Annotated in this window: 23 protein-coding genes; 15 read left to right on the top strand and 8 right to left on the bottom strand. The window is 32.7% G+C overall.

Going from position 1 to position 26,137, the window contains the following annotated elements; genetic code table 11:
• Positions 1-276: 276 nt before the first annotated feature.
• Positions 277-2,886, top strand: coding sequence for an ATP-dependent chaperone ClpB (clpB, locus tag ACVCXO_RS10395; RefSeq protein ID WP_452229527.1), 2,610 nt, complete (start codon positions 277-279; stop codon positions 2,884-2,886).
• A 353-nt stretch (positions 2,887-3,239) separates the two neighbouring features.
• On the opposite strand, the gene ACVCXO_RS10400 is transcribed toward clpB, so the two are convergent.
• The 3 genes from ACVCXO_RS10400 to ACVCXO_RS10410 all read right to left on the bottom strand — a co-directional run bounded on the left by ACVCXO_RS10400 (position 3,240) and on the right by ACVCXO_RS10410 (position 8,164).
• Positions 3,240-4,688: a T9SS type A sorting domain-containing protein gene (locus tag ACVCXO_RS10400; protein ID WP_452229528.1), complete on the bottom strand. Its 1,449-nt coding sequence runs from the start codon at positions 4,686-4,688 to the stop codon at positions 3,240-3,242.
• A 1,225-nt stretch (positions 4,689-5,913) separates the two neighbouring features.
• Positions 5,914-7,398 carry a malate dehydrogenase (quinone) gene (gene mqo / locus ACVCXO_RS10405; RefSeq protein ID WP_452229529.1) on the bottom strand — a complete coding sequence of 495 codons (1,485 nt, stop codon included), beginning with the start codon at positions 7,396-7,398 and terminating at the stop codon, positions 5,914-5,916.
• A gap of 109 nt (positions 7,399-7,507) precedes the next feature.
• A complete protein-coding gene (locus ACVCXO_RS10410; protein ID WP_452229530.1) occupies positions 7,508-8,164 on the bottom strand; it encodes an OmpW/AlkL family protein in 657 nt (218 codons plus the stop codon).
• 172 nt (positions 8,165-8,336) lie between these two features.
• Here ACVCXO_RS10410 and deoC point away from each other — a divergent pair, with 172 nt between their 5' ends.
• Both deoC and deoD read left to right on the top strand, forming a co-directional pair.
• On the top strand, positions 8,337-9,005 hold the full coding sequence (gene deoC, locus ACVCXO_RS10415; RefSeq protein ID WP_452229531.1) for a deoxyribose-phosphate aldolase: 669 nt from the start codon (positions 8,337-8,339) through the stop codon (positions 9,003-9,005).
• 68 nt (positions 9,006-9,073) lie between these two features.
• The gene (gene deoD / locus ACVCXO_RS10420; protein ID WP_452229532.1) at positions 9,074-9,772 is read left to right on the top strand and encodes a purine-nucleoside phosphorylase; all 699 of its coding nucleotides are present in this window, start codon (positions 9,074-9,076) and stop codon (positions 9,770-9,772) included.
• Between the two features lie 31 nt (positions 9,773-9,803).
• Here deoD and ACVCXO_RS10425 read toward each other — a convergent pair whose 3' ends face one another.
• Positions 9,804-10,541, bottom strand: coding sequence for a DUF6503 family protein (locus tag ACVCXO_RS10425; RefSeq protein ID WP_452229533.1), 738 nt, complete (start codon positions 10,539-10,541; stop codon positions 9,804-9,806).
• A gap of 85 nt (positions 10,542-10,626) precedes the next feature.
• On the opposite strand from ACVCXO_RS10425, the gene smpB reads away from it, so the two are divergent.
• The gene (gene smpB / locus ACVCXO_RS10430; protein ID WP_452229534.1) at positions 10,627-11,088 is read left to right on the top strand and encodes an SsrA-binding protein SmpB; all 462 of its coding nucleotides are present in this window, start codon (positions 10,627-10,629) and stop codon (positions 11,086-11,088) included.
• A gap of 132 nt (positions 11,089-11,220) precedes the next feature.
• Here smpB and ACVCXO_RS10435 read toward each other — a convergent pair whose 3' ends face one another.
• Together ACVCXO_RS10435 and ACVCXO_RS10440 are read right to left on the bottom strand one after the other, a co-directional pair.
• Positions 11,221-11,862, bottom strand: coding sequence for a protein-L-isoaspartate(D-aspartate) O-methyltransferase (locus ACVCXO_RS10435; RefSeq protein WP_452229535.1), 642 nt, complete (start codon positions 11,860-11,862; stop codon positions 11,221-11,223).
• Between the two features lie 119 nt (positions 11,863-11,981).
• Positions 11,982-12,254 carry a hypothetical protein gene (locus ACVCXO_RS10440; RefSeq protein ID WP_452229536.1) on the bottom strand — a complete coding sequence of 91 codons (273 nt, stop codon included), beginning with the start codon at positions 12,252-12,254 and terminating at the stop codon, positions 11,982-11,984.
• Positions 12,255-12,463: 209 nt separating this feature from the next.
• Here ACVCXO_RS10440 and ACVCXO_RS10445 point away from each other — a divergent pair, with 209 nt between their 5' ends.
• From ACVCXO_RS10445 to ACVCXO_RS10495, 11 genes are all read left to right on the top strand, one after another.
• Positions 12,464-13,423, top strand: a complete 960-nt coding sequence (locus tag ACVCXO_RS10445) for a Gfo/Idh/MocA family protein (RefSeq protein WP_452229537.1) — start codon at positions 12,464-12,466, stop codon at positions 13,421-13,423.
• Between the two features lie 211 nt (positions 13,424-13,634).
• A complete protein-coding gene (locus ACVCXO_RS10450; protein ID WP_452229538.1) occupies positions 13,635-14,525 on the top strand; it encodes a 3-hydroxybutyryl-CoA dehydrogenase in 891 nt (296 codons plus the stop codon).
• Positions 14,526-14,643: 118 nt separating this feature from the next.
• Positions 14,644-15,012 carry a four helix bundle protein gene (locus ACVCXO_RS10455; RefSeq protein WP_452229539.1) on the top strand — a complete coding sequence of 123 codons (369 nt, stop codon included), beginning with the start codon at positions 14,644-14,646 and terminating at the stop codon, positions 15,010-15,012.
• Positions 15,013-15,081: 69 nt separating this feature from the next.
• Complete coding sequence (locus ACVCXO_RS10460; protein WP_452229540.1) at positions 15,082-16,320, top strand: DUF1015 domain-containing protein; 1,239 nt, start codon at positions 15,082-15,084, stop codon at positions 16,318-16,320.
• An 84-nt stretch (positions 16,321-16,404) separates the two neighbouring features.
• Positions 16,405-17,067, top strand: coding sequence for a YggS family pyridoxal phosphate-dependent enzyme (locus ACVCXO_RS10465; RefSeq protein WP_452229541.1), 663 nt, complete (start codon positions 16,405-16,407; stop codon positions 17,065-17,067).
• Positions 17,068-17,114: 47 nt separating this feature from the next.
• Positions 17,115-18,479 carry an exonuclease domain-containing protein gene (locus tag ACVCXO_RS10470; RefSeq protein WP_452229542.1) on the top strand — a complete coding sequence of 455 codons (1,365 nt, stop codon included), beginning with the start codon at positions 17,115-17,117 and terminating at the stop codon, positions 18,477-18,479.
• Between the two features lies 1 nt (position 18,480).
• Entirely contained in the window at positions 18,481-20,442 is a 1,962-nt protein-coding gene (locus ACVCXO_RS10475; RefSeq protein WP_452229543.1) for a DUF3857 domain-containing protein, read from the top strand.
• A gap of 26 nt (positions 20,443-20,468) precedes the next feature.
• On the top strand, positions 20,469-21,302 hold the full coding sequence (locus ACVCXO_RS10480) for an ion transporter (RefSeq protein ID WP_452229544.1): 834 nt from the start codon (positions 20,469-20,471) through the stop codon (positions 21,300-21,302).
• Positions 21,303-21,518: 216 nt separating this feature from the next.
• Positions 21,519-22,445: a tRNA (adenosine(37)-N6)-dimethylallyltransferase MiaA gene (miaA, locus tag ACVCXO_RS10485; protein WP_452229596.1), complete on the top strand. Its 927-nt coding sequence runs from the start codon at positions 21,519-21,521 to the stop codon at positions 22,443-22,445.
• Positions 22,426-22,941, top strand: a complete 516-nt coding sequence (locus ACVCXO_RS10490; protein WP_452229545.1) for a YybH family protein — start codon at positions 22,426-22,428, stop codon at positions 22,939-22,941. The genes miaA and ACVCXO_RS10490 overlap by 20 nt, the downstream gene beginning before the upstream one ends.
• A gap of 42 nt (positions 22,942-22,983) precedes the next feature.
• Positions 22,984-23,745, top strand: a complete 762-nt coding sequence (locus ACVCXO_RS10495; protein WP_452229546.1) for a DUF5995 family protein — start codon at positions 22,984-22,986, stop codon at positions 23,743-23,745.
• A gap of 88 nt (positions 23,746-23,833) precedes the next feature.
• On the opposite strand, the gene ACVCXO_RS10500 is transcribed toward ACVCXO_RS10495, so the two are convergent.
• Both ACVCXO_RS10500 and ACVCXO_RS10505 read right to left on the bottom strand, forming a co-directional pair.
• Positions 23,834-24,544, bottom strand: coding sequence for a response regulator transcription factor (locus tag ACVCXO_RS10500; protein WP_452229547.1), 711 nt, complete (start codon positions 24,542-24,544; stop codon positions 23,834-23,836).
• Between the two features lie 4 nt (positions 24,545-24,548).
• Positions 24,549-26,129 (bottom strand): sensor histidine kinase, encoded by a 1,581-nt coding sequence (locus ACVCXO_RS10505; RefSeq protein ID WP_452229548.1) that lies wholly within the window; start codon positions 26,127-26,129, stop codon positions 24,549-24,551.
• Between the last annotated feature and the right edge of the window lie 8 nt (positions 26,130-26,137).

A 26,137-nucleotide genomic window follows, 5' to 3' on the forward strand; every position in this document is an offset into this window, starting at 1 on the left:
TTCTATTTTTTATTTCCTCGAAAATGGAATTAATTTTAAATTAAACACCTTAATATCCATTTACTGATATAAATCATTCTTTTTGTCGAAACATTTTTGCAAACTTACTATCAGTAAACGTAATTACAGAAATAGACAAAAAGTCACCCTATTATTCACAAAAACAGACATTTTGTCTTGCAGATTAAACTGGTAAGATTGTTGCCTTAAACTAATAACAATAGAGAAAATTAAAAGATGTACATCTTATACTAAATTATAAAACACAACATAACTATGAACTTCAACAATTATACAATAAAATCACAAGAAGCCATACAACAAGCACAACAAATTGCGCAAGGTTATGGTCATCAACAAATAGAAAACGAGCACCTTTTTAAAGCTATTTTTGAAGTAGATGAAAACGTTTTACCATTTATATTAAAAAAACTGAATGTTAACGTTGCCATGCTTCAGCAAATATTAGAGAAGGATTTAGAAAGCTTTCCTAAAGTTACAGGTGGAGATATTATATTATCTAGAGAATTAGGAAAAACCTTAAATGAAGCATCTATTATCGCGAAAAAAATGAACGATGATTATGTTTCCATAGAGCATTTAATACTCGCTATTTTTAAATCGAAAAGTAAAATAGCGCAAATATTAAAAGACCAAAGCGTTACAGAAAAAGGCTTACAAGCAGCCATTGATGAATTACGAAAAGGAGATCGAGTAACCTCTCAAAGTCAGGAAGAAACCTACAACTCATTAAATAAATACGCTAAAAATTTAAATCAATTAGCAAGAGATGGAAAACTAGATCCTGTAATTGGTCGTGATGAAGAAATTAGAAGAATCCTTCAAATATTATCCCGTCGAACCAAGAACAATCCAATTTTAGTTGGGGAACCAGGAACTGGAAAAACAGCAATAGCAGAAGGTTTAGCGCATCGAATTGTAGATGGCGATATTCCGGAAAATTTAATAGATAAGCAAATCTTTGCCCTTGATATGGGAGCCTTAATTGCTGGAGCAAAATTTAAAGGGGAATTTGAAGAAAGATTAAAAGCGGTTATAAAAGAAGTAACAGAAAGCGACGGAAACATTGTTCTCTTTATAGACGAAATACACACGCTAGTTGGTGCTGGTGGCGGACAAGGAGCAATGGATGCTGCAAACATTTTAAAACCCGCATTAGCTCGTGGAGAACTGCGTGCCATTGGAGCAACCACTTTAGATGAATACCAAAAATACTTTGAAAAAGACAAAGCTTTAGAGCGTCGTTTTCAAAAAGTAATGGTGAATGAGCCAGATACCGAAAGTGCTATTTCTATTTTAAGAGGAATTAAAGAAAAGTACGAAACACACCATAAAGTGCGTATTAAAGACGAAGCTATTATTGGTGCCGTAGAACTTTCAGAAAGATATATTACCAATCGTTATTTACCAGACAAAGCTATTGACTTAATGGATGAGGCTGCTTCTAAACTACGTATGGAAATAAATTCTAAACCCGAAGAGTTAGATGTTTTAGATCGCAAAATCATGCAATTAGAAATTGAAATTGAAGCGATTAAACGAGAAAAGGACGAAACGAAATTAAAAGCATTACGTGCCGACTTAGCAAATTTAAAAGAAGATCGCAACGAGATTTATGCGCAATGGAAAACCGAAAAAGACGTTGTAGATAACATTCAAACAGCAAAGTCTAATATTGAAGAGTTTAAGCTAGAAGCGGAACGAGCAGAACGTGATGGCGATTATGGTAAAGTAGCTGAAATCCGTTACGGAAAAATTAAAGACGAACAAGAACAATTGGAGAAACTGCAAAAAGAACTGCAAGAAAACCAAAGCGAAAGTTCTTTAATTAAAGAAGAAGTTACCTATGAAGATATCGCAGATGTTGTAGCAAAATGGACAGGTATTCCGGTTACTAAAATGCTGCAAAGTGATCGTGAAAAACTTTTAAAACTAGAAGACGAATTGCACAAACGTGTGGTTGGTCAAGAAGAAGCAATTGTTGCTGTAAGTGATGCTGTGCGTCGTAGCAGAGCTGGTTTACAAAATCCGCAAAAACCTATAGGAACCTTTTTATTCCTTGGTACAACAGGTGTTGGTAAAACAGAATTAGCAAAAGCGTTGGCAGAATATCTTTTTGATGATGAAAGTGCCATGACTAGAATAGATATGAGTGAATACCAAGAACGTCATGCGGTAAGTAGACTTGTTGGTGCACCTCCAGGATATGTTGGTTATGACGAAGGAGGACAACTTACGGAAGCGGTACGAAGAAAACCGTATTCTGTGGTTCTTTTAGATGAAATTGAAAAAGCACATCCAGATACCTTCAATATCTTATTACAAGTATTAGACGAAGGAAGATTAACTGATAATAAAGGTCGTGTTGCCGATTTCAAAAACACCATAATTATTATGACCTCCAATATGGGAAGTCAGATAATTCAAGAGCGTTTTGAAGCTACCAAAGATGTAGATTCAGCAATAGAAGCAGCAAAAGTAGATGTATTAGCTTTACTGAAACAAACGGTAAGACCGGAGTTTTTAAACCGAATAGATGACACGATTATGTTTACCCCTTTAAGCAAAGAAAACATTGTTCAGATTGTTGGTTTACAGTTAAAAGGAATCACTAAAATGATTGCACAACAAGGCATTACTTTTGATGCGACACAAGAAGCTATAAATTATTTAGCAGACAAAGGTTATGATCCAGAGTATGGAGCAAGACCTGTAAAACGAGTAATTCAGAAAGAAGTATTAAACGCTTTAAGTAAAGAAATACTAGGAGGAACAGTAACTACAGATAGTATTATTCTCTTAGATGCTTTTGATGGAGAACTTGTTTTTAGAAACCAAAATAGTTTGGTTGCTGAAGAAGTATAAAATAATATATTCTTTATGGGAAAACACTTTTATATAGAATAAATCACAAAGTATTGTTAACGTAAAATAAGTTAAAAGTTTCTACGTTTTCATAATAAGTTGGTTAGTTAGTTGAAAAACAGCGCGAATCTTTTTAAGACGAGCGCTGCTTTTTTTTATGATTTAACCAGTTGTGTATTTTGATGAAATTCGTCAATTCGAGTGAATTTCACGATTGAAAATGAGTGAAATTTGTATCGAGAATAAGAATTTTAACTAATATTTAGTTCTCGATACAATTTTTCGTACCTCAAAATCACTCGAACTGACGTTTTAAAGATTTTAATTTATAATGCACAACGAGCTAATAGTTATTAGTCTACTACTAAACGCTTAGAATCTATTTTTCTTCCATCTACATACAGTGTATAAAAGTAAACTGCAGATTGTAAATTATTTTTTGTTAATGTAACAGAACCATCACCAAATTGCGTGATAGGAATATCATAAACAACTTGACCTAAAGCAGAAACCACTTGAATATTTGCAGTTTTATATTGCATTGGAATATAATAATCGATAGTTGTATTTACTTGAAACGGATTTGGAATATTTTGGTTTAATCGAATACTCGCGTTCCCATTCAAATCATCAGAAGGACTTTCTATACTTAAAGTTCCATCACAAGCACAAGCTTCAACTGCATCCATTCTAGCTATTAACGCATCAATTTGTGCCTGTTGCGCAGTATTTTCATTTTCTAAATCTGTAATTGCAGCTTGTAAAGGTGTTAAAATTGGTGCTAAATCTACAGCTACGGAAGTTCCATTTTCAATAGCAACCGTTAAAGTGGTATCTGTTAAAGAAGCAGAAGCTAAGTTTTGATTGTCTTCTGAAGGATTTACCCAATTGGTTCCATCAAAATAATAGGTTTTATTTTCATCGGTATCATACACTAACATTCCTGCAACCGCTCCCGCAGTAGCTAAGTCTCCACGACCAACCGTTGTTAAGCGGTTTAATAATAAAGCTTTATCTGTTGCAGCTAAATCTAAAGACGCATTAGCATCTGGCGTAATCGTTGCAATTCCTGCTTGACCAGCAATAAATGTATTACCAGTAATTGCAGCATTACCATTTACCTCTAGTCTTTCTGAAGGAGAAGCATCTCCCAAACTTACATTACCTGTAGCTGCAATATATAGAGAATTTGTTGCTGCTTGTGGTTGTATTCTAAAAGGAAGTAAACTTCCATTCGTAACATCTCTTACAAAAAAATTGGTTTCATTACCTGCAACATCCCAAATTTGAGGAGTCCAGCCATTAGCACCATCTTGTTCTAAACGCATTGTTGGCGAATCTCCATCTGTAACGTGTAATTCTACTGCTGGAGCTGCTGTTCCTAAACCAACATTACCAGCTGTCCCTATATATAATGCATTATTTCCTGCTCCTGCTAAAACGCGAAAAGGATTTGTTCCCGCCGTAGCATCGTCGATTGCAAAATAGTTAAGACCTCCATTAGCAGTATCGTTAATGGAAATTCTCCAGTCATTATCTGGAAAAGTCCCAGTACCAGAAGTATCATCAAAATGAATTCTTAGGTTGTTTTCTTTTAACCTAAAGGTATCAAAACCAAAGCTTTCTGCTGAAGTAACATCAAAACCAATTGCTAAACTTCCTTGAACAACTAAATCTTCGGCAATCACTTGTACACTGGTATCTACAGGAGCAAAACTACTACCTGGGTCGTCTTGTTGTGCAAATAAATTTGGGCTAAGCGCAATGCATAGCATCAAAAAATAAGTGTTTTGTTTTTTCATAATATAATTAAATTAATTATTAGCACTCGAAAGGTATATTAATTTAATAGAGGAGAAAATAATTGCTTATTGTATTTTATAAAAAACAGGGGTTTCTACGTGGTTTTAAACTTTATTTATTAAAATAATCTTTCCATAAAATATCCTGTTTAGCGAAGTTTTAGCGCAAATCTGCACCTCTCGTTTTTTAGAAACAAACTCCTCTTTCTTCCGATTTTCTATGGAAAACCAAAATTCATTCTCCTCTTAAACGTAAGAGGAGAGCTAAACACAGTTCTAAAATCTCAAAACATTAAAAAGTCAAAACGTATAATTATCATGTAATCCAAACCATAATTAGAACCTGCTCCTCTCTTTAGCTAAAGAGAGGTGGATTTATTAAAAATAAATTCGGAGCGTTTGACCTAAAACGCGAAGCAGTTTTTATCAAGACACATGCTTTATACTATTTAAAACAAACTCTCCTTTCTTCCGATTTTCTATGGAAAACCAAAATTCATTCTCCTCTTAAACGTAAGAGGAGAGCTTCTTTCTATTCTAAAACCTCATAATATTTAAAAAACCAAAACGTATAACTATCATGTAATCCAAATTACAGTTAGTACCCGCTCCTCTCTTTAGCTAAAGAGAGGTGGATTTTATGTAAAGGAAATCCGGAGAGTTTGACATAAAATGCGAAGCTATTTTTATCAAGACACATGCTTTATACTATTTAAAAACAAACTCCTCTTTCTTCCGATTTTCTATGGAAAACCAAAATTCATTCTCCTCTTAAACGTAAGAGGAGAGCTAATTACATTTCTAAAATCTCAAAACATTAAAAAGTCAAAACGTATAATTATCATGTAATCCAAACCATAATTAGAACCTGCTCCTCTCTTTAGTTAAAGAGAGGTGGATTTATTAAAAATAAATTCGGAGCGTTTGACCTAAAATGCGAAGCTGTTTTTATCAAGATACATGCTTTATACTATTTAAAAACAAACTCCTCTTTCTTCCGATTTTCTATGGAAAACCAAAATTCATTCTCCTCTTAAACGTAAGAGGAGAGCTAATTACATTTCTAAAATCTCGAAACATTAAAAAGTCAAAACGTATAATTATCATGTAATCCAAATCACAGTTAGAACCTGCTCCTCTCTTTAGTTAAAGAGAGGTGGATTTATTAAAAATAAATTAGGAGCGTTTGACCTAAAACGCGAAGCAGTTTTAAGAAATAGAAACTTTATAATCGCAATGCTTTTTTAGATTTCTCTAATTGTTCTTGAAACAAAGTAGCATCCACTTCTTTCTTCCACATAGGAACAATTTTATGCAATAATTCTTTTCCTTCGGAAGTATTTAAAATTTCAGGAAAAGCTTTTTCTAAAACTTCTAACATTACAGATGTTGCAGTCGATGCTCCAGGAGATGCTCCTAATAAACAAGTAATACTTCCGTCCTTACTACTTACTACTTCTGTTCCAAATTGTAAAACACCGCCTTCAAATACATCCTTTTTAATTATTTGAACACGTTGACCTGCCACTAGAATTTCCCAATCTTCACTTTTAGCATCCTTAACAAATTTTCGTAATTCTTCCATTCTATCTTCATGGGAAGAAGTTACTTGTTCGATTAAATATTTCGTTAAAGGTAAATTATGCCAGAATGCGCCCAATAAAGGTGAAATATTATCCAATTGCACCGATTTAAATAGATCTAGATTAGAACCTTCTTTTAAAAACTTCGGACTAAACCCAGCAAAAGGTCCAAAAAGCAACTCGCGTTTACCATCAATATATCTAGTATCTAAATGCGGCGTAGACATTGGCGGATCGCCAATTCCTGCTTTACTATATACTTTTGCGTTATGCTGTTTTATAATTTCTTCATTTTTACAAACCAACCATTCGCCACTTATTGGAAAACCGCCATAGCCTTCCTTTTCATCGATTTCTACTTTTTGTAATAATAGCAAACTTCCTCCTCCCGCTCCAATAAATACATGCTTCGATTCTAGGTTATGTTTTTCATGGGTCACTAGATTTTTCATTTCTACGGTCCAATCAATATCTGCGCTAGGATCAACATCTTGCACTTCCATATTACAATGTACAGGTGTATTATATTTCGTTTCTAGAATTTTAAAAAGTGCTTTTGTAAGTGCGCCATAATTCACTTCTGTTCCTCGATCTATTCGAGAAGCAGCCATGATTTCGTCTTCTTTCCTATTATGCATTATTAAAGGAAACCAATCGGCCATTTTACTTTTTTCTCTAGTAAAATCAATAGTATTAAACATAAAATGATCTTTCATGGTATGAAAACGCTTCTCTAAATAATCCGCATTTTCTTTTCCTAAAACCCAACTATGATGTGGTACAGAAGTAATAAACGCTTCGGGATTTTCTAGTAATCCCTCTTCGACTAGATAACTCCAAAATTGTTTAGAAAACTCAAACTGTTCACAGATTTTTATCGCTTTTTCAATAAGGACAGAACCCTCTTCATTTTCGGGACAATAATTCAACTCACAAAGTGCCGAATGTCCTGTTCCTGCATTATTCCATGCTGCAGAACTCTCTTGCGCCACGGCATCTAATCGTTCTACAATTAAAACTTTTAAATCTGGTTTTAATATTTTTGAAATAAGCGCTAATGTTGCGCTCATAATTCCTCCTCCAACACAAATTAAATCGTATTCTTTAACGGCATTTATATCTTGCATAATTATATACTATCATTTAGGCTTAAATATATGCAAGTCCTTTCATATAAATAATTTTTAAACAAAAAAAAGGCCGCATATAGCGACCTTTTATAAGAAATCATGAATATTAAAATAATCTATAACCAATACCAACACCTGCCATAAAAGGATTAATGTCTACATCAGCACCAACTGTAGCGCCTAATGCGGTAGTAGCATTTACAGTTACATCTGTGTTTAATAATAAGTACTTAGCATCTAAATTAATAAACCATTTGTCGGTAATATCGAAATCAAATCCTAATTGAAAAGCAAAACCAAAAGCGTTATCATATTCCACTTTATCTGCTACAGGACCAGAATTTTCATCATAAAACAAAGTGTAATTCACTCCTGCTCCTACATAAGGATGCACCATATCGCCATTAAAATGGTATTGTAATGTCAACGTTGGAGGTAATAATCTAACATCGCCTAACGGAATATCTCCTGCCGCAGTAGATATCGCTTTCACATCATGTTGGGTTGTTGCTAAAATTAATTCTGCTGCTATGTTTTTAGTAAAAAAATAAGTTAAATCTAATTCTGGAACGTAATCGTTTGTAATAGTTACATCTCCACCAATAGCTTCTATATTTGCAGATTCATTTGGAACAACTGCTAAAGCTCTCACTCGGAGTTGAAATTTTGTAAAACCTGTATCTTCTATTGAAATATTCTCTTGTGCGTTCGTTGAAATAAAAGCGAAACTTGCAATTAAGGCGGTTATAAATAATTTTCTCATAATAATTGGGTTTAAATTTTAAACAAAATTAATTATGTAAAACGCCCTAAAAGCTGACAAAAGTCATAGTTTGAAACCTTATTTTTTAATCCAATTTTTTAGATAAAAATTCGTAAAAACAGCCTCCGTTTTAAAAAAAATAAAGTAATTTTAATGACTATTCTAAGCTAAAATGAAATTAAACAAATACATCGATCACACGCTTTTAAAAGCAACAGCAACCAAAGAAGACATTATACAAATTTGTAAAGAAGCTATAGCACATAATTTCTTTTCGGTATGTGTAAATTCATGCTATATCCCTTTAGTTAAAGAGCAATTAAAAAACTCGGATGTAAAAGCATGCAGCGTTATTGGTTTTCCTTTAGGTGCCATGAGTACCAATGCAAAAGTAGAAGAAACCAAACAAGCTTTAAAAGATGGAGCAGATGAAATTGACATGGTTATCAATATCGGACTTCTAAAAAGCTTAGATTTTGATGCCGTTTCTAAAGATATAGAAGCTGTAAAAAAAGTAATGCCTAATCACACTTTGAAAGTGATATTAGAAACTTGTTATTTAGAAGCGTCAGAAATCCTAAAAGCCAGTGCACTTGCGATACATTCTGGTGCAGATTTTATAAAAACTTCTACAGGATTTGGAACTGGAGGCGCAACGATTAAAGATGTAAAACTAATGCAATCTGTTATTGCAAATGGCAACACTAAGATAAAAGCTTCCGGCGGAATTAGAGATACTAAAACGGCTTTAGAGTATATTGATCTTGGTGTGAATAGAATAGGAACTTCTAACGGAATTGCGATTGTAACAGGAATGTCTTCCGAAGAAAACAACTACTAATCATAAGCGTAAGAACTATTTCAACTTTAAATACTTTTTAGTACACGTACAACTTTTAAACAAAAAAAATGAGCATACATATTGGAGCCAAGAAAGGCGATATTGCAGAAACTATTTTATTACCAGGAGATCCTTTACGCGCAAAATGGATTGCCGAAACTTTTTTTGAAAACCCAGTTTGTTTTAACGAAGTAAGAGGTATGTTGGGCTATACTGGAACTTATGAAGGGAAACGCGTTTCGGTAATGGGAACCGGAATGGGAGTTCCTAGTATTTCTATTTATGCCCATGAACTGATTACGCAGTTTGGTGTTAAAAACTTGATTCGTGTTGGTAGTTCTGGTTCATACCAAGAACATATTAAAATAAGAGATGTGGTTTTCGCAATGGCTGCTTCTTCTAATTCTGGAGTAAACGAGTTACGTTTTGGAGGTGCGGACTACGCTCCTACTGCGAGTTTTGAACTTTTTCAAAAAGCGGTAGATGCTGCAAAAGCAAAAAAAATTGCCATTAAAGCTGGAAACGTTTTTACTAGTGACGAGTTTTATGCAGATGATTTTGAATCCTACAAAAAGTGGAGCAAATTTGGTGTGCTTTGTGTAGAAATGGAAACTGCAGGCTTATATACGGTTGCAGCAAAACATAATGTAAATGCACTTACTATTCTTACTATTTCTGATTCTTTAGTAACAGGTGAAACCACTACTAGTAAAGAAAGAGAAACTACTTTTAAAGATATGATAGAGATTGCTTTAGATTTAGCTTAAGCATTCGTTGTTATTACCGTAAAAAGGAACTCTATTTTACGGTAATTTCTTTCAATTCTATTTTAGAAAGCAATTTAAGTGTATCGTTTTCAAAAGCCTTGTCTGTATCCAAAAGATTAAGGCTTTCGTCTGCTGGTTTAAAATTATTATAATCTACAAAACGCAATCCATTTATAGTTCGCACATTATACGCTTCGCGGAAACGAATGCCAACACCAGAATCTTCTTGATACGAATACGCTAAATAATCTACCGTGAAAGTTTTAGTGTTTATCCAATATAAAAACTCATCTTCAAAATCTTCTCCGCCACCTTCTTGTTTAAAAGTCACTTTAATTTTATGATATTTTTTTCCTTTAATAAAAACCTCTCCTAAATCTTCTTTAATTACCGCAGCATCGTTTAAGCCGTAAGGTAGTAAAGCAAAATAATGCACAGAGTTTACAGATGCTGCATATTTTACAGCCATGGTATCGGCAACTACCATCTCTTTATTGTTGATAAATCTTTTAAAACCCTTATTATTTAATACATCACGAGTTACCTGCGTAGAATCTTTGAACTCGCGTTCATATTGATATATATCCTTTTTACGAATGGCAGTATACTGCTTATCTCTAAAATTAAATACTATTTCTGCGTCTCCATATTTTTGGCCACCAGCGACTTCTATTGCTTTCTCAATAATAGTATTTGCTGTTTCGACTTTTTCGGTTTTACAAGCTATAAATAGGACACAAACCACAATTAGGTATTTTAAATTTTGCATGAAATATAAGTTTCTTTAGATTGTCGCGAAATTAATCAATTAATAACATTTTAGTACTTAATTAAATTATGTAATTTTGGCGTACATGCAAAACAAAGTAAACATAAAAAACAAAAAGGCAAGATTCGAATACGAGATACTCGATAAGTATACCGCTGGAATTGTTTTAACTGGTACCGAAATAAAATCTATTAGAGATAGTAAAGCTTCTATTACAGAAAGTTTTTGCGAATTTAATGAGAAAGGAGAGCTGTTTGTTATCAACATGACCATTCAAGAATATGTTTATGGTAACTACTATAATCATGCGCCAAAAGCAGAACGCAAACTTTTATTAAATAAACGCGAGCTTAAAAAGTTAGAAAAAGACGTGAATACAAAAGGTTTAACGATTGTTCCGTTACGTTTATTTTTAAATGAAAGAGGTTTAGCCAAGCTAGTTGTTGCTTTAGCAAAAGGGAAGAAACTGTACGATAAGAGAGAGACGATGAAAGACAGTGATAATAAACGGGACTTAGCCAGAATCAAGAAAAGTTTTAATAATTAACTGCTTTTAATTATTAAAACTTTTCTTCTGAATTAGTTCCTTTAAACATAAAAACAAATTTCTGAATCTCATTTGGAAACCTATATTGTTTTTGTGTTCATATTGCTTCGTTTTCTAAAACTATAGAAAAGATTAGTTCTTATCTTCTAATAAGGGCACAAAACGAAACTCGCCAAATTCGTGTTTTTCAAATTCTTTTTCTCCATTTCTAATAAATAAAGTCATGGTTTGCACGTCATCTCCAACAGGAATTACTAATCGGCCGCCAACTGCCAACTGACTTAATAATGGTTTTGGGACAAATGGAGCACCAGCAGTCACAATAATACTTGCGAAAGGAGCTTCTTCTTTCAACCCTTTATAACCATCTCCAAAAATGAGTTTCTTTGCGCGATAGCCTAACTTAGGCAAAAACTTACTTGTCTTTTTAAAAAGCTCTTGTTGTCTTTCAATACTATACACTTTTGCGCCTAATTCGCACAAAACAGCAGTTTGATAACCACTTCCTGTACCTATTTCTAAAACTTTATCGGTGGGTTTTATTTGTAATAATTCCGATTGAAAAGCAACCGTATAAGGTTGTGATATCGTTTGGTCTGCACCAATAGGAAACGCTTTATCCTGGTATGCATGGTCCAAAAAACTAGAATCCATAAACAAATGTCTCGGTATTTTTCTAATAGCAGCTAGCACCTGTTTATCCTGTATTCCCTTAGCAACTAGAACATCTACTAGTTTTTGTCTTAATCCTTGATGTTTAAATGTATCTTTCAAAAAGTGAGTTAGTTTAGAATGCTAAAATTAAACAAACATTTTAAAGACCATGAATAAAAGAGCAAAAAAAAACATCAAATTATAACAACTTGATGCTTTGTCTTTTATTATAAAGAAGTTTAATTGGAAACAATTATCTTATAAGTGGTAACATCTTCTTTACCAACTAAAGCAACCATTTCTTTCGCTTTTTCAAGAGATGTAGAATAACCCGTTGCTGTACCATAATTACTTTCTACTTCCCATAAATACATATCTTTTTTATAGTTGTTTTTAAATGTCTCTAATTTCGTTTTTAAGTCGTTCGCTTGTAAAGTTTGTGTCCCGTTGCTTGCAGAAATAGTTGTTGTAATAAAAAATACTGCGCTTAATGTTATCATTAATTTTTTCATGATTCTATAAATTTTAAGTTAAACAATGTGTGCTCTTATAAGTCGTACACTATATCTACGAACTAAACTTTAACAATAGATTTCGCACAAATCACAAATTTCCGTTAAAGGGTAGTTAAGGATTTCTTAAAATGAATTCCTTTAAAAAGATTGCCAAGAATTAACAATTAAAAAATTAAAAATCTTATTTTTGTTAAAAACGTAAAAGAATGCTAAAAGCTGGAGTTCTTGGTGCTGGTCACCTTGGGAAAATTCATTTAAGACTACTTCATCAATCTGATAAATATAATCTTGTAGGTTTCTATGATGCCGATGAAGAAAACGCAAAAAAAGTAGCTGCCGAATTTGGGTACACTTATTTCAATTCTATTGACAAGCTTATTGAAGCTGTAGATGTTGTAGATATTGTAACTCCTACGCTTTCTCATTACGATTGTGCTAGAAAAGCGATTGCAAAAGGCAAACATATTTTTATTGAAAAACCAATAACCAATACGGTGGAAGAAGCCGAAACACTAAGAACCTTAGTTGCTGAATATGGTGTAAAAGGACAAGTTGGCCATGTAGAACGCTTTAATCCTGCTTTTATAGCGGTTAAAGATATGCTGGACAAACCAATGTTTATAGAAACACATCGTTTAGCCGAATTTAATCCTCGTGGTACAGATGTTCCTGTAGTTTTAGATTTAATGATTCACGATATAGACATTATTTTAAGTGTTGTAAAATCTAAAGTAAAACACGTTAGCGCAAGTGGTGTCTCGGTAATTAGTGACACTCCAGATATTGCAAATGCCAGAATAGAATTTGTAAACGGCTGCGTGGCAAACTTAACTGCGAGTAGAATTTCTTTGAAAAACATGCGTAAAACGCGTTTCTTTCAACGGGATGCTTATGTTTCTGTAGACTTTTTAGAAAAGAAATGTGAAGTAGTTAAAATGAAAGATGCTCCAAAAGAACCTGGAGATTTCGATATGATTTTACAAAACGCAGAAGGCATTAAAAAGCAAATCTATTTTGATAATCCGCAAGTAGATGGTAACAATGCTATTCTGGACGAATTAGAATCTTTTGCAGATGCCATAAATAACAACACAAAACCAATTGTAACCTTACATGATGGTACAGAAGCTTTACGTGTTGCAACGATGATAATTGATCAGTTTTAGAAATCCCAATCGTACTTTTTCCCTAAGGGAAAGACACGCAATTGGAAGAACTATTCATCAATACATAACAGTTTCCTTTCCTTTTCATGAAAAGACAGTAAAATGGTAAAATATACAAATAACGGTTTCCTTTCCTTTGGAAAGGATTAAGGATAGGAAAAACATTAACAAGATTCCCATTTTCATGGGAACAAAAAAATATATTTTTTTTATGAAAAACGTAGCAGTAATTGGCGCTGGAACCATGGGAAATGGTATTGCGCATACATTCGCACAATCGGGATTTAACGTACAACTGATAGATATTAGCGAAGCCTCTCTTGAAAAAGGGATACAAACCATTTCTAAAAACCTAGATAGAATGGTTGCTAAAGAAAGAATTACAGAAGCAGATAAAGCAAAAACTTTAGGAAATATCACCACCTTTACGAGCATTCCTGAAGGTGTAAAAAATGTTGGACTTGTAGTAGAAGCAGCAACAGAAAATGTAGATTTAAAACTTAAAATTTTTAAGCAGTTAGACGACGCTTGCGCGGAAGACACCATCTTAGCATCCAACACTTCTTCTATTTCCATCACACAAATTGCTGCGGTTACTAATCGTCCCGATAAAGTAATTGGTATGCACTTTATGAATCCGGTACCAATTATGAAGTTGGTAGAGATTATTAGAGGTTATAATACCAGTAACGAAGTTACCAATACCATTATGGAACTTTCCAGAAAACTAGGTAAGACACCAACAGAGGTGAATGATTATCCTGGTTTTGTTGCTAACCGAATTTTAATGCCAATGCTTAATGAAGCTATCGAAACGCTATACAATGGCGTTGCCGGAGTGGAAGAGATTGATACGGTTATGAAATTAGGAATGGCGCACCCAATGGGCCCCTTACAATTAGCAGATTTTATTGGACTAGACATTTGTCTTTCCATTTTGAATGTGATGTATGACGGGTTCAAAAATCCGAAATACGCTCCTTGTCCGTTATTAGTAAATATGGTAAGAGCAGGGAAATTAGGAGTGAAATCTGGTGAAGGTTTTTATGATTATTCCGAGAGTAGAAAAGCGGAGCATGTAGCGAAGCAGTTTTTGAAATAGAATGTGTTCAGTGTTCAGTGTTCAGTGTTCAGTGTTCAGTGTTCAGTGTTCAGTGTTCAGTGTTCAGTGTTCAGTGTTCAGTAAGTTTCCAAACTAGAAATGAGTTCAAAAATAAAAGATGTTAAGGTTTCAAGATTTATTAGCTTATAAAAAAGGATTCGATTTAGCAATGAAAATTTTCAACATTTCTAAATCTTTCCCAAAAGAAGAAACGTATTCTTTAACAGATCAAATTAGACGATCTTCAAGAAGTGTATGTGCTAATCTAGCGGAAGCTTATAGAAAAAGATTATATCTAAAACATTTTATTAGTAAATTAACGGATAGTGATGCAGAAAACTCTGAAACTCAAACTTGGCTAGAATTCTCGTTAGCTTGTGAATACATCAATCAAGAAACTTTTAATGAATTGACAGCGAAAAGCATTGAAGTGGGCAAACTAATTAACTATATGATTCAAAATCCAAGTAAATTTGGTTCAAAATAACAAAGTTCTGTTCACTATTTACTGTACACTGAACATGGATTACTGAGTACTGAATACTTTATATAATACATGGCTAAAATAATTCCTTTTAAAGCAGTAAGACCAACGCGGGATAAAGTAAGTTTGGTAGCATCACGCTCGTACCAAACTTACACGCAAGCAGAACGTGAAGCACGATTAGATTATAATCCGTTTTCCTTTCTACATATTGTAAATCCCGGCTATAAATATGCGCATGAAATTACGGGAGAAGAACGCTATACGTTAGTAAAAAATCGTTATTCTGAATTTAAAGAGGATAACATTTTTGTGCAAGACGAAAAAGCATCCTTTTATATTTATAAAATTGTAGATCGCGAACAGCAAGTTTTTCATGGTATTATTGCTGCTGCGAGTGCGGAAGATTATGAAAAAGACATCATCAAAAAACACGAAGACACTTTAGAGTTTCGGGAGACTATTTTTAAAGACTATCTAAAAACAGTTGGCTTTAATGCAGAACCAGTACTACTCACCTACCCAGATAATAAAACAATTGCTTCCATTTTAAAAAATACCGAAAAGAAACGCGCTGAATACGAATTCACCACAACCTACAGAGATACACATTATTTGTGGAAAGTGGAAGACGAAGCCATAATTGAAACCATCTCTCAAGAGTTTAAAAAAATGGAGACCATTTATATTGCAGATGGTCATCATCGTTGTTCCTCTTCCTATTTATTAAGTAAAGATTTAAAAGAAAATAACACAAAGCATAACGGAACGGAGCCTTATAATTTTTTTATGAGCTTTTTAATTCCGGAATCGGAATTACGGATTCATGAATTCAACCGGTTAATTAAAGATTTAAATGGTTTAACTAAAGAAACTTTTCTAATTAAATTAGATACGGCTTTCCGAATTGAAAAAAGAGGAATAATTCCATACAAGCCAAGTAAAAAACATCATTTCAGCATGTATTTAGATGGCGATTTTTACTCTTTATATTTACGCAAAACGAATTACAATTTCAATAACTCACTTGATGCATTAGATGCACAGTTGTTGTATAAAACCATTTTACAACCTATTTTAGGTATTGATGATTTAAGAAATGATAGTCGCATAAAGTATCTAAATGGAAAGACAGATATTATCAATTTAAAAAGCAGTATCGATAGTGGTGCATTTGCTGTTGGTTTTGGTATGGTTCCTGTTACTATAAATGAAATGAAAAAAATTGCAGACGAGGGTTTAAAAATGCCACCAAAAAGCACGTATATTGAACCGAAACTGAGAAGTGGCGTAACTATTTATGAGTTTTAGTTTAAGTCAAAAGGTTAAAAAAATCAGGCATTCGTTGTCATTGCGAGTGCAATTGAGTAATCTATTTAAAAGGAAAAAATACAGATGAGCATAACAAAAAATCTACAAGACATACAATCACAACTCCCAGAAAACGTAACCCTTGTTGCGGTTTCTAAAACCAAACCTGTAAGCGACATAATGCAAGCATACGAAGCTGGACAGCGCATTTTTGGCGAAAACAAGATTCAGGATATGGTAGATAAGTTTGATGCAATGCCAAAAGATATTGCTTGGCATATGATTGGTCACGTGCAACGTAATAAAGTGAAATACATGGCGCATTTTGTAAGCCTAATTCACGGTGTTGAGAATTTTAAAACGCTAAAAGAAATAAACAAGCAAGCAGCAAAACACGATAGAAATATAGACTGCTTGTTACAAATAAAAATAGCTTCCGAAGATTCTAAATTTGGAATGACTGCCGATGAAGCTTCCGAAATATTACAATCTTCAGCATTTTCAGAATTAAAAAACGTTACCGTTGTTGGAGTCATGGGAATGGCTACTTTTACCGAAGACCAAGAACAAATTAAAAAAGAATTTAGTACGCTAAAAACAACGTTCGATAACTTAAAAGAAATAAACACAGAGCTCACCACCATTTCCATGGGAATGAGCGGTGATTTTAAGTTAGCAATAGATTGCGGGAGCACCATGGTTCGCGTTGGAAGTAGTATCTTTGGCAATAGAAATTATAATAATTAAGTAAACACTGCAAGTTTACACTCAAAAGTAAAACACATAGCACTTATTTGTACACAATAGTAGACATAGAAACCACCGGAGGAAAGTATAATGAAGAAGGAATTACAGAAATTGCTATCTACAAATACGACGGTCACGAAGTAGTAGACCAATTTATAAGTTTAGTAAATCCAGAACGAGAAATACAACCTTTTGTAGTTAATCTAACAGGAATAAACAGCAATATGCTGCGCAACGCTCCAAAATTTTACGAGGTAGCAAAACGAATAGTAGAAATTACAGAAGACACCATTCTTGTAGCACATAATGCAAAATTTGATTACCGAATTTTACGTACAGAGTTTAGACGCTTAGGCTTCGAATTTAAACGAAAAACCTTATGTACTGTAGAGCTTTCTAAAGACCTTATTCCAGATCAGCCTTCCTACAGTTTAGGAAAACTTACTAGAGCATTAGGAATCCCTATAGCCGACAGACATCGCGCTTCTGGAGATGCCTTTGCCACCGTGAAGCTATTTAAAATGTTATTGGATAAAGATTTGAAGAAAAATATCATTCAAGAATCGATAAGACAAGAACCAAAAAACCAGGTAGAATCCAGGCTTTTAAATATTATAGATAGTTTACCTTCTATCACTGGCGTTTATTTTATGCATAAAGCAGATGGCGAAATTATTTATATTGGTAAAAGTAAAAATATAAGAAAACGTGTTAATCAGCATTTTACAGGCACCACGCATAAAGCTAAAAAAATACAACTACAAGTTGCAACGGTAACGTATGAAGCTTGCGGTAGTGAACTAGTTGCTTTACTAAAAGAAAGCGAAGCCATAAAACAAAATAAACCTATTTTCAACAGAGCATTAAGAAAAACGGTTTTTACGCACGCGCTTTATAGTTTTGTAGATGAAAAAGGTTACATCAATTTAACTATTGATAAAGTGGATGGCAGAAAAAGACCAATAACGACATTTAGCAATAGACAAAGCGCCAAAAACTTTATGTTTAGTAGAACGGAAGAATATAACCTTTGTCAGAAACTTACCGGTTTATACGAAACAAAAACAAGTTGTTTTAATTACAGCGTAAAAAGCTGCGACGGTGCTTGTGTGCAAGAAGAAGATCCAGAAACATACAACAAACGTGTGCAACAACTTATAGATAAAAACGCTTTTACCAACGAAAACATTGTCATCATAGATAGAGGCCGCGAAGTAGATGAACGCGCAGCCATACTAATACAAAATGGTGTTTTTAAAGGTATTGGTTTTTATAGTTTAAACTATCAAATAAACAATATCGATGTGTTAGAATCTGTAATTACTCCGATGGAAAATAATAGAGATACACAACATATTATTAAAAGTTATTTAAGACGAAATAAAAGACTGAAAGTTTTAACTTTAGATTAGAATGAAAAAAATTTATCTGCTATTATTCTTTATTAGTACTGCTAGTATTTTTAGTCAATCCCATTCGTTTAATTCCAAAGATTACACAGTTACAAGAAGCGACATAGAAACCAATACCTTTGAAAAAGATTCTACAGCAAATGCGTTAGTTCTTTATGAGTTTGGTAAAAGCTATATTGATGAAAATTCGTTTCTGCTAAAACACGAATTCAAACAAAAATTAAAAATCTTAAATAGAAAAGGATTTAACCAAGCTACCTTAACGGTTTATCTTTATAATTCGGATACGAAAAAAGAAAAAATAACGAAACTTTTCGCAACGTCTCATAGTCTTATAAATGGCAAAGTAGTAACAACAAAGCTTAAAGAAAATGAGATTTATACCGAAAAATATAACGACAACTACACCCTCGTAAAATTCACACTTCCTAATGTTAAAGAAGGCACAGTAATCACCTATAGTTACACCTTAACTTTGCCTTTTATTTATAAATATCAAAATTGGGCGTTTCAGAGTGATATTCCAAAATTATATAGCGAATATAATACGAGTATTCCTGCAAATTATGAGTATCACATCAAGTTAGTTGGCTCCATTCCGTTAACTAAAAACGAATCGACTATAACAAGAGATTGTCTAGAAGCTGGTCGCGGCGGATCTTCAGATTGTACCGAATCCATCTATATCATGAAAGATGTTCCTGCTTTTATTGAAGAAGACTACATGACCACTAAAGACAATTATTTGTCAAGAATAGAATATGAATTAAAACTAGTTCAAGGCTTTGATGGTGTTGTAGATAATATTACCAAAACATGGAAAACTACAGATAGTGAAATTAAAGGAAATAAAAATATAGGAAAACAATTAAATAAAAATATAAATAAAGAAGACCTATTAAATGCTGCTATTTTAAATGAAACAGATCCTTTAAAAAAAGCAGAATTAATATATAAACATATTCAAAACAACTATACTTGGAATAACACTTACAGCATTTTTAGTGATGTTTCGGTAAAAGAAGTCATAGAAAAGAAATCTGGTAATGTTTCCGGAATTAATATCTTATTACATAATTTACTAAAAGCATGCGATATAGATGTAAAACCAATACTTCTTTCAACAAGAAACAATGGTTTACCAACGACTATTTATCCTGTGATTTCCGATTTTAATTATCTAATTGTTCAAGCAACCATTAATAATAAAACCTATTTACTAGATGCAACCAACAAGTATTTATACTTTGGGCAAGTTCCGTTTAGATGCTTAAATCAATACGGAAGACTTTTAGATTTTAAAAATAAAAGTGAATGGGTAAATATCGAGGCAGCAAACACTTCTAATACCAGTTACCGCGTAAACTTGAGTCTAGATAAAGAATTAAATATAACTGGAGAAGTTGATTTTGTTACCAGAGGATATCATGGATTATCCAGAAAGGAATCCTATTTTGAAAATCCCAGCCAACATGAAAAGAATTTAGCAAATAAATACGAAAACATTACATTTTCGGAATATCAAGCAGAAACAACAGAAATAAACAGTTTAGATTTTAAAGAAAATTTTAAAATTAATTACGAAGTAGAAAAAATTGGAGACCATATTTATCTAGATCCTTTTATCTTTAAATTCTTTGAAGAAAACCCTTTTAAACTTCAAGAAAGATCCTATCCTATCGATTTTGGTTATAAAGATGCCTATGTGTATTCCTACAAAATAAAAGTTGATGATGCCTTCGAAATTGTAGAATCACCTAAAGAGGTTATGCTTCAATTACCAGAAAACGCAGGCAGATTGATATTTAATACTACGGTTAAAAATAATGAAATTATAATGTATTTTAAGCTTAATTTCAATAAAGCCATATATGTAAACGAGTTTTACCCGTATTTAAAAGAAATAATGAGTACCGTTGTTAACCTACAAAACAACGCTACCATTGTTTTAAAAAGAAACTAACAAACTTTTTCACTACTTTTGACACTATGACTACTTATAAAGTAAATAAATGGCGGCTTAAACTTCAAGAAATTATCTATGAAGCAGATACGCCTGCTGGTAAATTATTTGATGTAGTCTTACTAATTACCATTATTGCTAGTATTATACTTGTAATGCTAGAAAGCGTAAGAAGTATTGATATAAAATATCATAACCTTCTAAATATTTCAGAATGGGTTATCACTATCCTTTTTTCATTAGAATATGTCGCTAGAATTATTACCGTAAAAAAGCCACTAAAATATATTACTAGCTTTTATGGTGTCATCGATTTACTTTCTACCATCCCAAAATATTTATCCTTAATATTTGGTGGTGTGCATGCACTTGCCGCTTTACGTGCCTTACGTTTATTACGTGTTTTTAGAATTTTAAAACTCGCTCGTTATTTAGGAGCCTCTAATAATCTACTAACCGCAATAAAAGCAAGTCGTGTAAAAATTTCGGTTTTCCTTTTTGCTGTAGTGATTATATCTATTATTTTAGGAACCATTATGTACATGATAGAAGGTGAAGAAAATGGTTTTACTAATATCCCTAAAAGCGTCTATTGGTGTATTGTAACCCTTACAACGGTTGGCTATGGTGATATTGCACCACAAACGCCAATTGGTCAATTTATAGCATCTATTGTTATGATTTTAGGGTATGGTATTATTGCGGTTCCAACTGGAATTGTAACTTCAGAGCTAACTAAAACGATGGGACCAGATAAAAAAGTACATACCAATACACAAGCTTGTCCTAGTTGTAGTAAAGAAGGGCACAAAGACAATGCGGAGTTTTGCTATTCTTGCGGACATCAATTACATATTTAATTTTTGGGCGTTTACTACTACGCAAAAGCTTCGTAGCACCAGGCTTTCCGTTATATCTTTTTTGTCTTAGAACTTATTTAAGTGATGATTGGTCTTTCTATTTAGATCTATTGCTACCGCAGCAACCTTCCTCTAAACAAAAAAGGATGCCACTTCAATCCTTAACGCTTTTGTTTATTACGAATAACAAGTATCTTTACATCAAATCCATAAATTATCAAACCAACAACTTCACATAAAACATTAATTTCTATTGTAGGTCCAACTGCTATTGGTAAAACAAACCTCAGCATTACACTTGCAAAACATTTTAATACCGAAATTATTTCCGCAGATTCCAGACAGTTTTTTAGAGAAATGCAAATTGGTACTGCTGCTCCTACGCGATTAGAATTAGCCGAAGCTACCCATCATTTTATTCACCATAAATCTATTCTCGAACCATACAGCGTTGGTACTTTTGAAAAAGATGCTTTACAAAAATTAGAAGATCTATTTAAAAATCATGATATCGTTATTATGGTTGGTGGTTCTGGTTTGTATGTAGATGCGGTTACCAAAGGATTAGATCATTTTCCGGAAGTAGATAAAAGCATCCGAGAAAACCTAAATACCCAATTAGAAAAAGAAGGTTTAGTACCACTTCAAGAACAGCTTAAAACCTTAGATAAAATTACGTATAACACTATTGCTCTAGATAATCCACAACGTGTAATTCGCGCTTTAGAAGTTTGTATTGGTACTCAAAAACCGTATTCCTCTTTCTTAAATAAAGAAAAAAATAATAGACCTTTTAAAACCATTACAATAGGTTTAACAGCAGAGCGCGAAATTATTTACAACAGAATAAATAAACGTGTAGATATCATGCTTGAAGAAGGATTGCTAGACGAAGTAAACAAACTCACACCACACAAAAACTTAAACGCATTAAATACAGTAGGTTATAAAGAAATTTTTAATTATTTTAGTGAAGCGTGGACTTTAGAATTTGCCATTAGCGAAATAAAAAAGAATTCGCGAAGATTTGCAAAACGACAGCTTACCTGGTTTAAAAGAAATCAAGAAACCTTGTGGTTTGATTACTTAACAGCTTCCGAAGCTGTAATTAAAAAAATAACCGATGAAATTAATAAAGAGTAATATATACATACTTTTAGTTCTAACTACTTTCATCTTTATTTCTTGTGGGAAAAAAGAACAAAAAAATCCGCTTATAAATTACGAAGTACAAAACGAAATGTTTTTTGTTGCAACCATGCAAAAGCATTTAAACGCTGTTACGAAAAAAGACTTAACGACATTAAAAAGCACATTATCTCCAAACGGAAATATGCAACTCATACTGCCAAATACAGAAATAACAAATACGGTGGATGCTTTTATGGAATACCATAAAAACTGGTTTGCGGTAGAAATGCCTTGGACCTTTGAAACCAAAATTTTAAATACCGAAATTGGTAAAGACTTCGGTATTGCCATTACAGAAATAGTATACCGAGAACCAGAACGAAATGGCGAACCCTATTTTAATAGAATGCATGTTAGTTATGCACTTCAAAAAATAGAAGGAAAATGGTATATAATTAAAGATCATGCAAGTTCTATTGAAAAGTCTACAGACAAAAAGGAACTATAATTACTAACAATTTATTATCTTAATTGGATAATAATCCATGTAATGCAGCGACCAACCACCATTCAAGAAGTTCTAGATCAATTAGATAAAATTATAGAACTAGCAATTTCCAATAATGATAGAGTTGGTTTATTTGCTTTTATATATAGAAGAACTACTGCCGAAATTCAAAAAGAAATACTACTACAAAATTTTGAAGATAATGCGCGTTTAGAAAAACTAGATGTCGCTTTTGCAAACCTGTATTTAGACGCGTATAGTAATTATACAAAGCAAAAACCAATACCTAAATGCTGGAAATTTGCTTTCGATACTAAAAACGACAGTCTTACCATTTTACAGCACATTATGCTAGGTATGAATGCGCATATTAATTTAGACTTGAGCGTTTCTACAAGTATAACAATGGCTGGTGCCAGCTTAATAGCCATTGAAAACGATTTTAATAAAGTAAATGATATTCTGTTTAATATGGTTAATGAAATGCAGGACAGACTGAGCAAAGTATCTCACGCAATGTTTTTGCTAGATCTCCTTGGGGAGAATACCGACGAAAAAATCATAGATTTTAGCATGCGAAAAGCAAGACAACAAGCCTGGAACAGTTCTAACTTGTTATGGTCTTTAGGAAATAATGTAAATGCAGAAGCTATAGATAAAATAGATATACTTGTTTTAAAGCTTTCCGAAATTATTAAATCTCCAAAATCGAAGATTCTAAAATTTGCATTAAAATTAATAAGTAGATTTGAAGAAAAAGATATCGGAATTATTATCTCTAAACTGAAGAGCAACTCCTATTAAAATACCTTTTAAACCTTTTTAAGAACAATAGGAAACAAAAAAATCCAGCGTAAACGCCAGATTTTTTTATTGGTAATACGGATAAGATTTAAGCTTCGGTATTCACTACCAGTCTAAAACCTTCACCATGTATATTTAGTATTTCTACTTTTGGATCTAGTTTCAGGTATTTACGTAGCTTTGCTATATACACATCCATACTTCTAGAAGTAAAATAATTATCGTCTCTCCAAATTTTAGTTAACGCCAATTCTCTTGGCATTAAGTCATTTTCATGTAAAGCTAATAAACGTAAAAGCTCATTTTCTTTTGGAGATAATTTTACTTGATCTCCGCCATTATACGTTAAAAAACGAAGTTTAGAATTCAAATCAAATCCTCCAATTTTAAACTCAAATTGTTTACTATCGGTAACGGTATCAGAAGCTTTACGTTGTATAATTGCTTTAATTTTCATTAAAAGCACTTCACTATCAAATGGTTTATTTAAATAATCATCTGCACCAACTTTATAGCCTTTAAGTACATCTTCTTTCATTGCTTTTGCAGTTAAGAAAATAATTGGCACATCTGTGTTTTTCTCACGTATTTCTTTAGCTAGTGTGAAACCATCTTTATAAGGCATCATTACGTCTAAAATACATAAATCGAAATCGTCTTTCTTAAATTTTTCAAAGCCTTCCATACCATTTTTGGCATGCGTAACTTCGTAATCATTCATCATTAAATAATCTTTTAAAACGGTTCCAAAATTGGGGTCGTCTTCTACTAATAATATCCTCTTTTGTTGTTCATTCATAGCTTTATGATATTAGCGGAAGTCTTATAATAAAAGTACTTCCTTTGTCTTTTTCACTTTCTACAGATACATGACCTTGATGATCATCTATCATTCTTTTCACATATGCAAGACCTAATCCGTGTCCTTTTACATTATGTATATCTCCTGTGTGTTCTCTATAAAATTTTTCGAATACACGTTTTTGAGCTGCTTTGCTCATACCACTTCCATGGTCTTTAATTTTTAATAAAATATTGTCTCCTACATTTTCTGTAGAAACCTCTATTTCTGGTGCTTCTGGAGAATACTTAATTGCGTTATCCAGAATATTTACTATTACATTAATAAAGTGTGTGTCATTAGCTAAAACCGAAGTTTTTTTGGCTGCTAAATTTGTTTTTAGGTAGCCTTTCTTATCCTCTATAATTAACTCTACATGTGTAACTGCATCTTCTATTAAGTCGTGCAAGTCTACATTTTCCTTACTAATGTTTAGTTCATTTTTTTCAAGTTTAGATATCCTTAGTACATTTTCTACTTGCGCATGCATCCGTTTGTTTTCCTCTTTTATCATACCGAGATACCGTAGTACTTTCTCTTTATCGTCTATAATTTTCGGATTACGTATCGCGTCTAAAGCTAAGTTAATAGTAGCAATTGGCGTTTTAAACTCGTGCGTCATATTATTTATAAAATCTGTTTTAATTTCAGAGATTTTACGTTGCTTAAAAAGTTGTAATAAGGCGCTTGCATATGCTATAATAATAATCGTTGTAAATACTACAGACAAAATCATCATGGTAATTATAGAAGACCAGATAAACCTATTGTGCTCTGGAAAATTAACCAGCAACCTATAATTATTATTATTTAATTCGTTTTCAAAAATAGGCACACTAAAAGTGGATGCATTTTGTAATTCAAAAGCTTCACTATGTACTTTTGTTGCTAGATCATTATCATAAATTGCATATTGAAAATCTATATTAATATTATCTTCATTAAGCTGTTTTTCCAACAATCTATTAATTTCTTTTTTGGAAACTCTTTGATGAATTGGCATTCTACTTGCTATTGTTCTAAAAGCCTTTTCAAAAGATATTTTTTCTGCTTCGGTAAGTCTTCCTGAATTAGAAATACTTAAAACAGGATTCATATTTAAATCGGTATCTGTTCCGTTAGAATTAGAATAAATTTTGGTTTCCGAATTGCTTAATATTTTCTGAATATTAATACTATCTCTATCTAAACCTATGTCAAAGAACGCTGTTGATAAGGTGTAATTTTTTTCAAAAATCCCACTTTTATACACTATTGTTTCGTTCGTGTTTTGATTTTGCTGTACTATAAATAAGTTTCTAATAGCAACAGTATCTGCTTGTTTTTGCTGGTCTGCGAGTTGCTGATACATCGTGTAATACTTATCTAGCTCTTTTTTTTCTATAGCCGATGTTGTATAACTTAGTGCTTTTTTTACATTAAAGTTAAACTGCTCTTTTTTATTGTCTACGGAGTTCTTTATATAATATGCTTGTACAGAAATAATTCCTATAAGCGATAAACTCATTAAAACAATTAATAAGATGAATAGTTTTTTGCTCATCCCGTCAA

The organism is Lacinutrix sp. MEBiC02404 (genome assembly GCF_053601575.1).

Coding starts and splice junctions, on each gene's coding strand:
- ACVCXO_RS10495 (WP_452229546.1), top strand. CDS start 22,984: ATGCAGCGACCAACCACCATTCAAGAAGTTCTAGATCAATTAGATAAA.
- deoC (WP_452229531.1), top strand. CDS start 8,337: ATGAAATTAAACAAATACATCGATCACACGCTTTTAAAAGCAACAGCA.
- ACVCXO_RS10400 (WP_452229528.1), bottom strand. CDS start 4,688: ATGAAAAAACAAAACACTTATTTTTTGATGCTATGCATTGCGCTTAGC.
- mqo (WP_452229529.1), bottom strand. CDS start 7,398: ATGCAAGATATAAATGCCGTTAAAGAATACGATTTAATTTGTGTTGGA.
- ACVCXO_RS10425 (WP_452229533.1), bottom strand. CDS start 10,541: ATGCAAAATTTAAAATACCTAATTGTGGTTTGTGTCCTATTTATAGCT.
- ACVCXO_RS10505 (WP_452229548.1), bottom strand. CDS start 26,129: ATGAGCAAAAAACTATTCATCTTATTAATTGTTTTAATGAGTTTATCG.
- smpB (WP_452229534.1), top strand. CDS start 10,627: ATGCAAAACAAAGTAAACATAAAAAACAAAAAGGCAAGATTCGAATAC.
- ACVCXO_RS10465 (WP_452229541.1), top strand. CDS start 16,405: ATGAGCATAACAAAAAATCTACAAGACATACAATCACAACTCCCAGAA.
- ACVCXO_RS10455 (WP_452229539.1), top strand. CDS start 14,644: ATGTTAAGGTTTCAAGATTTATTAGCTTATAAAAAAGGATTCGATTTA.
- ACVCXO_RS10480 (WP_452229544.1), top strand. CDS start 20,469: ATGACTACTTATAAAGTAAATAAATGGCGGCTTAAACTTCAAGAAATT.
- ACVCXO_RS10490 (WP_452229545.1), top strand. CDS start 22,426: ATGAAATTAATAAAGAGTAATATATACATACTTTTAGTTCTAACTACT.
- ACVCXO_RS10460 (WP_452229540.1), top strand. CDS start 15,082: ATGGCTAAAATAATTCCTTTTAAAGCAGTAAGACCAACGCGGGATAAA.
- ACVCXO_RS10475 (WP_452229543.1), top strand. CDS start 18,481: ATGAAAAAAATTTATCTGCTATTATTCTTTATTAGTACTGCTAGTATT.
- clpB (WP_452229527.1), top strand. CDS start 277: ATGAACTTCAACAATTATACAATAAAATCACAAGAAGCCATACAACAA.
- ACVCXO_RS10500 (WP_452229547.1), bottom strand. CDS start 24,544: ATGAATGAACAACAAAAGAGGATATTATTAGTAGAAGACGACCCCAAT.
- ACVCXO_RS10410 (WP_452229530.1), bottom strand. CDS start 8,164: ATGAGAAAATTATTTATAACCGCCTTAATTGCAAGTTTCGCTTTTATT.
- ACVCXO_RS10450 (WP_452229538.1), top strand. CDS start 13,635: ATGAAAAACGTAGCAGTAATTGGCGCTGGAACCATGGGAAATGGTATT.
- deoD (WP_452229532.1), top strand. CDS start 9,074: ATGAGCATACATATTGGAGCCAAGAAAGGCGATATTGCAGAAACTATT.
- ACVCXO_RS10445 (WP_452229537.1), top strand. CDS start 12,464: ATGCTAAAAGCTGGAGTTCTTGGTGCTGGTCACCTTGGGAAAATTCAT.
- ACVCXO_RS10440 (WP_452229536.1), bottom strand. CDS start 12,254: ATGAAAAAATTAATGATAACATTAAGCGCAGTATTTTTTATTACAACA.